Annotated in this window: 10 protein-coding genes; 8 read left to right on the top strand and 2 right to left on the bottom strand. The window is 62.5% G+C overall.

The features are described from left to right. Nucleotides 1-188 precede the first annotated feature (188 nt). The gene (locus XB14_RS11760; protein WP_077961699.1) at nt 189-881 is read right to left on the bottom strand and encodes an HAD family hydrolase; all 693 of its coding nucleotides are present in this window, start codon (nt 879-881) and stop codon (nt 189-191) included. Between the two features lie 231 nt (nt 882-1,112). Here XB14_RS11760 and ribH point away from each other — a divergent pair, with 231 nt between their 5' ends. The 4 genes from ribH to XB14_RS11740 all read left to right on the top strand — a co-directional run bounded on the left by ribH (nt 1,113) and on the right by XB14_RS11740 (nt 5,621). Beyond that, entirely contained in the window at nt 1,113-1,574 is a 462-nt protein-coding gene (ribH, locus tag XB14_RS11755; RefSeq protein ID WP_034803742.1) for a 6,7-dimethyl-8-ribityllumazine synthase, read from the top strand. Next, entirely contained in the window at nt 1,571-2,053 is a 483-nt protein-coding gene (gene nusB / locus XB14_RS11750) for a transcription antitermination factor NusB (RefSeq protein ID WP_077961698.1), read from the top strand. The genes ribH and nusB overlap by 4 nt, the downstream gene beginning before the upstream one ends. Nucleotides 2,054-2,058: 5 nt before the next feature. Next, on the top strand, nt 2,059-3,288 hold the full coding sequence (locus XB14_RS11745) for an MFS transporter (protein WP_077961974.1): 1,230 nt from the start codon (nt 2,059-2,061) through the stop codon (nt 3,286-3,288). A 197-nt stretch (nt 3,289-3,485) separates the two neighbouring features. Beyond that, nucleotides 3,486-5,621: a sodium-translocating pyrophosphatase gene (locus tag XB14_RS11740; RefSeq protein WP_077961697.1), complete on the top strand. Its 2,136-nt coding sequence runs from the start codon at nt 3,486-3,488 to the stop codon at nt 5,619-5,621. A gap of 71 nt (nt 5,622-5,692) precedes the next feature. Here XB14_RS11740 and XB14_RS11735 read toward each other — a convergent pair whose 3' ends face one another. Continuing rightward, nucleotides 5,693-6,199, bottom strand: a complete 507-nt coding sequence (locus XB14_RS11735) for an outer membrane protein assembly factor BamE (RefSeq protein WP_077961973.1) — start codon at nt 6,197-6,199, stop codon at nt 5,693-5,695. A 138-nt stretch (nt 6,200-6,337) separates the two neighbouring features. On the opposite strand from XB14_RS11735, the gene XB14_RS11730 reads away from it, so the two are divergent. The 4 genes from XB14_RS11730 to XB14_RS11715 all read left to right on the top strand — a co-directional run bounded on the left by XB14_RS11730 (nt 6,338) and on the right by XB14_RS11715 (nt 9,755). Further along, entirely contained in the window at nt 6,338-6,877 is a 540-nt protein-coding gene (locus tag XB14_RS11730; RefSeq protein ID WP_077961696.1) for a ubiquinol-cytochrome C chaperone family protein, read from the top strand. An 89-nt stretch (nt 6,878-6,966) separates the two neighbouring features. Then, entirely contained in the window at nt 6,967-7,518 is a 552-nt protein-coding gene (locus tag XB14_RS11725) for a YceD family protein (RefSeq protein ID WP_077961695.1), read from the top strand. Nucleotides 7,519-7,720: 202 nt separating this feature from the next. Further along, nucleotides 7,721-8,779 (top strand): phosphate acyltransferase PlsX, encoded by a 1,059-nt coding sequence (gene plsX, locus XB14_RS11720; RefSeq protein WP_077961694.1) that lies wholly within the window; start codon nt 7,721-7,723, stop codon nt 8,777-8,779. Between the two features lie 4 nt (nt 8,780-8,783). After that, on the top strand, nt 8,784-9,755 hold the full coding sequence (locus XB14_RS11715) for a beta-ketoacyl-ACP synthase III (RefSeq protein WP_077961693.1): 972 nt from the start codon (nt 8,784-8,786) through the stop codon (nt 9,753-9,755). Nucleotides 9,756-9,819 lie beyond the last annotated feature (64 nt).

The raw sequence follows: 9,819 nt of genomic DNA, 5'->3' as shown, positions 1-9,819 counted from the left end.
TTCCTCCCTCGCGTACCGTTGTCGCGGCAACGCTAATACGTTCTATCCGTGTCGCGCGTTCGTTCCGTCGTCAACCTGCGATCGCTAAAATTAGCGACGATGGTTACAGGAATACATCCTAGTGTTGCAATCCATTGGTGAAAGCATCTGGGCGCTATCGCGCGTTGGTTTAACGCCGAACTGCGCGCTCACGTCCGTATGTCGCTCAGCGCCGCGGCGACCTCGTGAAGACACCTGGCAATCCCTACGCAAAGGGTTTCCATTTCTTCTGTCGGTGGCAGGAGGTCGGGCACCATGACCGTCATCATGCCGGCAGACGAAGCCGAACGCACGCCGTTGTGGCTGTCTTCGAGAGCGAGGCAATACTGCGGCGCGATACCGAGCCGACTTGCAGCCGTCAGGAACGGGGCCGGGTGCGGCTTGCCGTTGTCGTAGTCGCCATAGGCAACGACCGTCGGGAAGCGGTCGCGCAATCCGTGCCCGTCGAGATTGCGCTGGACGTCGTGATGTTGTGACGAGGTGGCAATCGCAAACGGCAGGCCCACGCCGTCAAGCAGGTCGAGGAAATCGACGACGCCAGGCTTCAGCCGCAGCTCGGTCGTCGCCATTGTCGCAAATAGCGCCGAGGCACGCTCCCAGAACTGAGCGAGGTCGAAGGCATCGCCGAAGCGACCCCGAAGCAACATGCGTGTCGCCTCGGCCGAAAGCCCGATCGTATCGAGGTAAAGGGAGACAGGCATGTCATGACCGAGCGTTGCTGCTGTCTGGATCATCGCGTCGCGGTAGAGCGCTTCGGTGTCGAAGAGCAATCCGTCCATGTCGAAGACGACGCCAAGAGGTTTCACGGGCAGGACGATGTTGGTCGAACCGATTTCGGGCATACGAAAACTCCAGCTTGATCTCGACGGCTTCGAACTTGGAGCCAACAACGCGGCCGCACAAGAGCCACGGCACTGGCATTTTTGCGGCGGCAACATCAGCACGTTACGGCACTGTAAACGCGGCAAAAGGCCGTCTGCGGCGGAATTTGCTTGCCATTCGGCGCCGGGCGTGGTTTTACCGCCGCCTCAGCCGGTCGCATCCGGCGCGGAACTCTCAAAGACAGGTGATCCATGGCAGAGACCACGGCAGCCCACATCCTGATTGTGGAAGCGCGTTTCTATGACGATATGGCCGATGCATTGCTCGACGGCGCCAAGCATGCGCTGGACGCAGCCGGGGCCACCTATGATATCGTGACGGTTCCGGGAGCGCTCGAGATCCCGCCGGCGATCGCCATGGCGCTCGACGGCGCCGACGAGGGCGGCACCGAATATGATGGTTTCGTGGCCCTTGGCATGGTCATTCGCGGCGAAACCTACCATTTCGACATCGTCGCGAACGAGTCTTCGCGCGCGATCATGGACCTCGCCGTCAGCGAGAGCCTTGCGATCGGCAATGGTATCTTGACGGTAGAGAACGACGACCAGGCCTGGGCGCGCGCCCGCCGGTCGGAAGGCGACAAGGGTGGCTTTGCTGCGCGTGCGGCACTGACCATGATTGAACTTAAGAAGAAATTGGGCACGGAAAAGTGACGAAAACCCCCTCGGATCAACCGCTGAAGCAGGTCAACCAGCGCGGTGCAGCACGCCTCGCCGCGGTGCAGGCGCTCTATCAGATGGATATTGGTGGCACCGGTGTCCTGGAAGTGGTTGCTGAATACGAAGCGCATCGCCTCGGACAGGACGTCGATGGCGACACCTACCTGAAGGCTGACGCCTCCTGGTTCCGGTCGATTGTCGCCGGTGTCGTGCGCGACCAGCGCAAGCTTGATCCGCTGATCGGCTCGGCCCTCCAGGACGACTGGGCTCTGTCGCGCCTCGATTCCACCGTGCGTGCCATCCTGCGCGCGGGCACCTTCGAGATGCTCGAGCGCAAGGACGTGCCGGTTCCGGTGATCGTCACGGAATATGTCGAGATCGCCAAGGCTTTCTTCTCGGAGGATGAGCCCAAGCTGGTCAATGCCGTTCTCGACCGCATTGCCAGGCAGGTCCGCGGCGAACCGAGGAAATAAGATTGATGGTTGCGGCTGCTGCTGATGACATGGGGGCGACCCTTCGCGAGACGCGCCGCAACGTTTACCTCCTGACCGCCGCACAGGCCGTGCTCGGCGTCGTCGGCCCGATCTGTTTCTCGGTCGGCGGTGTCGCCGGCTACCAGATGCTGGCGGAGGACAAGTCGCTGGCCACTGCGCCGCTCACCGCGTTTAATGTCGGCATGGCGCTCGGCGTCGTGCTGGTTGCGGTGTTGTCGCGTGTGATCGGCCGGCGCTTCGCCTTCATGAGCGGGACTGCAATTGCGGCCGCCGGGGCAGCACTCGCCGCCGTCGCGCTCTTTCGCGAAAATTTCTGGCTCTTCGCCTTCGCTCTTGCGATGCTCGGCTCGTCGAACGGCTTTACGCAGAAACTGCGTTTCGCCGCCGCCGATGCTTCGCCGTCGTTCTACAAGCCCAAGGCGATCTCGCTGATCCTTGGCGGCGGTATCGTTTCGGCCGTTCTCGGTCCCCAGATCGTCATCTTCGCCGGCGACCTGTTTGCGCCCGTCGCCTTTGCTGGCGCCTTTGCCGTGCTCTTGCCCGTCTGCCTGCTCGCCGCGTTCTTCTTCGCGCCGCTGCGGCTGCCCGAGCCGGGGGCGATGGCGAGCGGCCACCACGACCAGACCGTCCGTCCCCTTGGCGCGATCGTCCGCAGCCAGCGTTTCGCCACCGGCATGATCTGCGGCATTTCCAGCTACGCGCTCATGACCTTCATGATGACCGGCGCGCCGGTTGCCATGGTGATCGGCTGCGGTTTTTCGACGGAACTCGCGACGCTTGGCATCCAGTGGCACGTGCTGGCGATGTTCGCGCCAAGCTTCGTCACGGGCATGCTTATAAGCCGCTTCGGCGCCGAGCGCATCGTCGGCTGCGGCCTGCTTCTCCTGATGGCCTGCGCGGCGGTTGCGCACATGGGCATCGAGCTGTGGAACTTCTGGGGCGCACTCGTGCTGCTCGGCCTTGGCTGGAACTTCGGCTTTATCGGCTCGACGGCGGTCGTCGCCAGCAGCTACCGTCCGCAGGAAGCCGACAAGGTTCAGGCCTTCCACGACATCATCCTCTTCACCACGGTGGCCCTGTCGTCGTTTGCGTCGGGCAAGGTCCTCACCGCCTATGGCTGGGATATGCTGAACGCGGTCGTGTGGCCGGTGACGATCGTCTGCCTGATCCTCCTGCTGCTCTTGAAGCGGGCGCCGCGCAAGGCCACTGCCTAACGCTTCATTCCTCTGAAAATCGAAGCGATCGGAACGCCTTTCACGGGGCGTTTTCCGGGGCTTGACGATCTCCCGTTGCAACCGCACTCTGGCCGCGCCGTGAGGGGTGCTGCTTGAGGAGGTGGTGCGTGATTCGCGGTTTTGAGGGGCCTGCGGCCGGGAGTGAGTCCGCGGGTTGTAACGGAGGGTAATGCGAAATGACCATATTGTTGGGCGTTATCGCATGCGGGTTGCTCGCGGTGGCTTACGCCATCTGGGCAACACAGTCGGTGCTGGCCGCCGACCAGGGGAACGCCCGCATGCAAGAAATCGCAGGCTACATTCGTGAAGGGGCGCAGGCCTATCTCACGCGTCAATACAAGACCATTGCCATCGTCGGCGTCGTCGTATTCATCGCCGCTTGGGTTCTTCTTTCCCCCGCCGCCGCTTTCGGCTTTCTCGTCGGTGCGATCCTTTCGGGTGCTGCGGGTTTCATCGGCATGCATGTTTCGGTTCGGGCCAACGTCCGCACTGCCCAGGCGGCGTCCGTGAGCCTCGCCTCCGGCCTCGACATTGCTTTCAAGTCCGGCGCGATCACCGGCCTTTTGGTGGCCGGCCTGGCGCTTCTTGGTGTCTCCGTCTACTACGTCGTCCTCACGGCCGGCCTCGGGCACGAGCCCGCCTCGCGCGAAGTCATCGATGCGCTGGTATCGCTCGGCTTCGGCGCCTCCCTGATTTCGATCTTTGCCCGTCTCGGCGGCGGTATCTTCACCAAGGGTGCCGACGTCGGCGGCGACCTCGTCGGCAAGGTTGAAGCCGGCATTCCCGAGGACGATCCCCGCAACCCGGCGACCATTGCCGACAACGTCGGCGACAATGTCGGCGATTGCGCCGGCATGGCGGCCGACCTGTTCGAGACCTACGCGGTGTCGGTCGTGGCAACCATGGTTCTGGCGGCGATCTTCTTTGCCGGCACGCCGGTACTTGCGACCGTCATGGTCTATCCGCTGGCGATCTGCGCGGCCTGCATCATCACCTCGATCATCGGCACCTTCTTCGTCAAGCTCGGGTCCAACAACTCGATCATGGGCGCGCTCTACAGGGGTCTGATCGTGACCGGTGTCCTGTCGATCTTCGGTCTCGGCGCCGCCACGTCCTTTACCATCGGCTGGGGTTCGATCGGCACTGTTGCCGGCAAGGACATCACCGGCTGGAACCTGTTCATCTGCGGCATTCTCGGTCTTGTGGTCACGGCCCTGATCGTGGTGATCACCGAGTATTATACCGGCACCAACAAGCGGCCGGTGAACTCGATCGCGCAGGCGTCGGTCACCGGCCACGGCACCAACGTCATCCAGGGACTAGCGGTCTCGCTGGAATCGACGGCTCTGCCTGCGATCGTCATCGTCGGCGGCATCATCTCCACCTACCAGCTCGCCGGCCTCTTCGGCACCGGCATTGCCGTCACCGCCATGCTCGGCCTTGCCGGCATGATCGTGGCGCTCGATGCCTTCGGGCCGGTCACCGACAATGCCGGCGGCATCGCGGAAATGTCGCATCTGCCGCCGGAAGTGCGTAAATCCACCGACGCGCTCGACGCCGTCGGCAACACCACCAAGGCCGTCACCAAGGGCTACGCGATCGGCTCGGCCGGTCTCGGCGCGCTGGTGCTCTTCGCCGCCTACTCGAACGACCTCAGCTACTTTGCCGCCAACGGCGACAAGTATCCGTACTTCGCCGATGTCGGGCAGATCTCCTTTGATCTCTCCAATCCTTACGTGGTTGCGGGTCTGATCTTCGGCGGCCTCATTCCCTACCTCTTCGGCGGCATTGCGATGACGGCCGTCGGCCGTGCGGCCGGCTCGATCGTGGAAGAGGTTCGCCGCCAGTTTCGCGAAAAGCCCGGCATCATGGCAGGCACGGAACGGCCGGACTATGGCCGCGCCGTCGACCTTCTGACGAAGGCGGCGATCCGCGAAATGGTCATTCCTTCGCTGCTCCCGGTGCTGGCGCCGATTGTCGTCTACTTTGGCGTGCTGCTGCTCTCGGGCTCGAAGGCTTCGGCTTTCGCGGCTCTCGGAGCATCTCTGCTCGGCGTCATCGTCAACGGCCTCTTCGTGGCGATCTCGATGACCTCAGGCGGCGGCGCCTGGGACAATGCCAAGAAGAGCTTTGAGGACGGCTTCGTCGACAAGAACGGCGAACGCCATCTGAAGGGCTCCGACGCCCACAAGGCGTCGGTAACAGGCGACACCGTCGGCGACCCCTATAAGGACACGGCCGGGCCGGCCGTGAACCCGGCGATCAAGATCACCAACATCGTGGCGCTCTTGCTTCTGGCCGTCCTCGCCTGATCGCATCGCTGAGCAAACAAAAAGGCCCGCGGGACATTGTTCCGCGGGCCTTTTCCTTGAAATGGGGAGGCTTAGTTGCCGAAGTCCTTGAACAGGCTTTTTGCGGCCGCCTGACCGGCGCCGGGACCCGTCAGCAGCTGGCCGAGGAAGCTCGTTTCCTTGCCGCCCGTCGGCGTCGTGCGTGTCAGCATGTCGAAGACCTTGCCGTCCTTCAGCGTATAGTGAGCCAGCTGGCTGACGGTGCCTTCCTTGTCGAAATAGACCGCCAGGATCGACTGGTCGATCAGCTTGGGCTTCATGAAGGCGACAGGGCGCTTGCGCGTCTGCGAAATGTAGTAGAACACTTCGTTGTCGAAGGTCGCGGTCGTCGACGGCGTGCCGAGCGAAAGCAGCACCTGCTCGCGGCTGGAGCCGACCGGAACGAGGTTTAGCGTTTCCTGGTCAACCACATAGCCCTGATGGAGAACTTCACCGACATTGGCAGACTGGCAGGCGGAAAGGGTAAAACCGGCGATGGTGGCTACGACCGCCACGCGGCCGAGGGTCTTAAAATTTTTTCTCAAATACCGCTTCGTCAACGACAGCTCCCCTTGGAGAAACGATGGCAGATCCGCCATTGCAATTCGTGCCTGCTTCGGTAAACCAGCTTCGGCCGTCATGCAACAACGGGATGGGCGCTTGCGCGCATTTCGAGAAAGCCAAGCCCGAGCTTTGTGATGATTTTTGGACTGTTTAAAAGAAAAAGCGGCAATACCGCGATTGTCGAGCGGCAATATGCATTGCTGACGGCCGCGGCGCGCCAGCCCTACCTTTACACCGACCTCGACGTGCCGGACACGGTCATGGGGCGGTTCGAGATGCTGTCGGCAACGCTGATCCTCTATTTCCGACGCACGCGCGGCTCGGCAAGACCCGGCCAGGAAATCGCCCAGGAGATCATCGACGCCTTCTTCGAGGACGTCGATCACTCGATCCGCGAACTCGGTGTCGGTGATGCCGGCGTGCCGAAGAAGATGAAGAAGCTGGCCAGCATGTATTATGGCCGCCTCGAATCCTATGCGGCGGCGCTGGAAGCGAAGGACGCCGAGGCCCTGGCGGTGGCGCTCCGGCGCAACTTCCACCCGGACGGCGGCGACGCCACACCTTCGATGGTGCCGCTCGCCGGTTATCTGCTGGCGGTCGAGGCACAGCTCGTCGATGTCGCGGAAGAGGCCGTCGAGACCGGGCAGTTGCACATTCCGCCGGCTGGGGCGTAATAGAGAACAAGAGCGTCGCCACCGGCAGCCGGTCGGCGGCTGCATTCGCGAGAGGCGCCTGGAAAGCCCGCGCGAGGAAGGATCCAATCATGAAAGACGAAAGTCAGTCGGCCTTCTCTTACCCGGTGAAGGTGGGACACATTTCGGCGAACGCGGTCAGCGTGCATCTCTCCGCCAACGAGCGCGAAAGGAAGGCGCTTGCCGAGCTGTGGAACATCAACGAGGTTCTGTCGCTCGAAGCTGACCTGCAGATCGCGCGCTGGAAGAAGGATGGCGTGAAGATCAAGGGCGACGTCAAGGCCCGCATCGTGCAGAGCTGTGTCGTGACGCTCGAGCCGGTCGAAGCCGATATCGACGAACTGGTCGAGGCGATCTTGGTGCCCGAGGGGTCGCGGCTTGCCCGCCAGGCGAGCAATGACGGCGGCGAGATGATTCTCGACCCTGACGGCCCGGATATTCCCGATACTTTTACCGGCGACACCATCGACGCCGGCGTCGTCGTCAGCGAGCAGGTGGCACTTGCGATCGACCCCTATCCACGTAAGTCCGGCGCTACGTTCGGCGAGCGCATCGAGAGCACATCTGCCGATGACAAGAAGCCGAACCCCTTTGCGGTCCTGAAGGATTGGAAAAAGGACTGAGGTCGCGAAAGCGTCATCTACAATTCGGTTGTCACGCAAAGGAAAAGCAGTATTTTGGCCCCAAACCGGCCAGAAGAGCCGCCAAAGCGATCTGCCGCGTGCTTGGCTCAAGCGTCAGAAGCAATATGTTTCGTCAATGCGTTTCCGTTGAGTGCGCCGCGGCGGCACGTGTTGTGTGGCAGAAATAAAGGATAAGACACGCGTGGTCAGAATTTCACTTGACGTGATGGGGGGCGACTATGGTCCTGAAGTCGTCATCCCCGGCGCCGCAAGAGCGCTTGAACGTCATCCGGACATCAAGTTCGTTTTGTTCGGCATCGAAGCGCAGTGCGCGGGCCTCCTTGAAAAATATCCGAAGCTGAAGGCCAACAGCACCTTTTACGACTGCGAGATTGCAGTCGCCATGGACGAGAAGCCAAGCCAGGCGCTTCGCCGCGGCCGTGGCAAATCGAGCATGTGGAAAGCGATCGACGCGATCAACGCCGGCGAGGCCGACGTCGTGGTTTCCGCCGGCAACACCGGCGCGCTGATGGCCATGTCGGTCTTCTGTCTGCGCACCATGCAGGGCATCCAGCGTCCGGCGATCGCTGCCATCTGGCCGACGCTGAAAGGCGAAAGCATCGTGCTCGACGTCGGCGCGACGATCGGCGCGGACGCGCAGCAGCTCATGGATTTTGCTCTGATGGGCGGCGCCATGGCGCGGGCGCTGTTCGAGATCGAGCGGCCGATGGTCGGGCTGCTGAATGTCGGCGTCGAGGAAATCAAGGGACAGGAAGAGGTCAAGGAAGCCGGCCGCCTGATCCGTGAAGCCAACATCGATGGCTTCGACTATTACGGCTTCGTCGAGGGTGACGACATCGGTCGCGGAACCGTCGACGTCGTCGTGACCGAAGGTTTTTCCGGCAACATTGCGCTGAAGGCTGCCGAAGGCACTGCGCGCCAGATCGCCGAATATCTGCGCGCAGCGATGTCGCGCACCCTGCTTGCCAAGATCGGCTATATCCTGGCCAAGGGCGCATTCGACCGCCTGCGCGAGAAGATGGATCCGCGCAAGGTCAATGGTGGCGTGTTCCTCGGCCTCAATGGCGTCGTGATCAAGAGCCATGGTGGTGCGGATGCCGAGGGCTTTGCAGCGGCGATCGATGTCGGCTACGACATGGTGAAGAATGGCCTGAAGTCGAAGATCGAGCTCGATCTGGCGAAGTACCACGGTGGCGAACCGCCGCAGGCCCTTTCCGCCGGCATGAATGATGAGGTTTGAATAGATGATCCGTTCCGTCGTTCGCGGCTTCGGCGCAGCTTTGCCGAAGCGCGTGGTCACCAATCAGGAGCTGGAATCCAAGGTCGATACGTCCGATGAGTGGATCGTGCAGCGCACCGGAATCCGGCAGCGATACATCGCCGGCGAGGGCGAAACCACTGCGTCGCTCGGCGAAGGTGCCGCGCGCGCAGCCCTTGCCAATGCCGGGCTAACCCCAGACGATCTCGACCTGATCATCCTGGCGACGTCGACCCCGGACAACACGTTCCCGGCGACGGCCGTCAACATCCAGGACCGGCTCGGCATGCGCCATGGCGCCGCCTTTGACATGCAGGCCGTCTGTTCCGGCTTCGTCTATGCGGTGACGACCGCCGACGCCTATATCCGCGGCGGTCTTGCCAAGCGCGTGCTGGTGATCGGCTCGGAGACGTTCTCCCGTATCCTCGACTGGAATGACCGGACGACCTGCGTGCTTTTCGGCGACGGCGCCGGCGCCATTATCCTGGAAGCCCAGGAAGGCGAGGGCACCAATGCCGATCGCGGCGTGCTGACGGCGAAGCTTCGCTCCGACGGTGCGCACCGCGACAAGCTCTATGTCGACGGCGGCCCCTCGACGACCGGTACGGTCGGTCATCTGAAGATGGAAGGCCGCGAAGTCTTCAAGCATGCCGTCGGCATGATCACCGACGTGATCGAGGCGGCGTTCGAGGCGACCGGGACGACGGCCGAGGAACTCGACTGGCTGGTGCCGCACCAGGCCAACCGTCGCATCATCGACGGCTCCGCCAAGAAGCTTGGCATCCCTCTCGACAAGGTTGTGGTCACGGTCGACCTTCATGGCAACACCTCCGCAGCCTCCATTCCGCTGGCGTTGAACGCGGCGGCGGGCGACGGCCGGATCAAGAAGGGCGACCTCGTCCTGCTCGAGGCCATGGGCGGTGGCTTCACCTGGGGCTCCGTGCTCCTCCGCTGGTAAAGAAATTGCTTAAGCAACAGACGCTTGACCGCAAAAGGCAAGGGCAATAGTCTTCGGACGCTGA

Origin of the sequence: Ensifer adhaerens, from assembly GCF_002007205.1 — a bacterium.
GTDB classification, from domain to species: domain Bacteria; phylum Pseudomonadota; class Alphaproteobacteria; order Rhizobiales; family Rhizobiaceae; genus Ensifer; species Ensifer adhaerens_D.
The sequence above is the reverse complement of the archived record's forward strand: the minus strand, read 5'-3'. Positions and strand labels throughout refer to the sequence as shown.

Bases quoted from the DNA above. Each gene is read 5' to 3' on its own strand.
- XB14_RS11715 (WP_077961693.1), top strand. From the start codon at position 8,784: ATGATCCGTTCCGTCGTTCGCGGCTTCGGCGCAGCTTTGCCGAAGCGC.
- XB14_RS11730 (WP_077961696.1), top strand. From the start codon at position 6,338: ATGATTTTTGGACTGTTTAAAAGAAAAAGCGGCAATACCGCGATTGTC.
- XB14_RS11745 (WP_077961974.1), top strand. From the start codon at position 2,059: ATGGTTGCGGCTGCTGCTGATGACATGGGGGCGACCCTTCGCGAGACG.
- XB14_RS11740 (WP_077961697.1), top strand. From the start codon at position 3,486: ATGACCATATTGTTGGGCGTTATCGCATGCGGGTTGCTCGCGGTGGCT.
- XB14_RS11725 (WP_077961695.1), top strand. From the start codon at position 6,967: ATGAAAGACGAAAGTCAGTCGGCCTTCTCTTACCCGGTGAAGGTGGGA.
- XB14_RS11760 (WP_077961699.1), bottom strand. From the start codon at position 881: ATGCCCGAAATCGGTTCGACCAACATCGTCCTGCCCGTGAAACCTCTT.
- ribH (WP_034803742.1), top strand. From the start codon at position 1,113: ATGGCAGAGACCACGGCAGCCCACATCCTGATTGTGGAAGCGCGTTTC.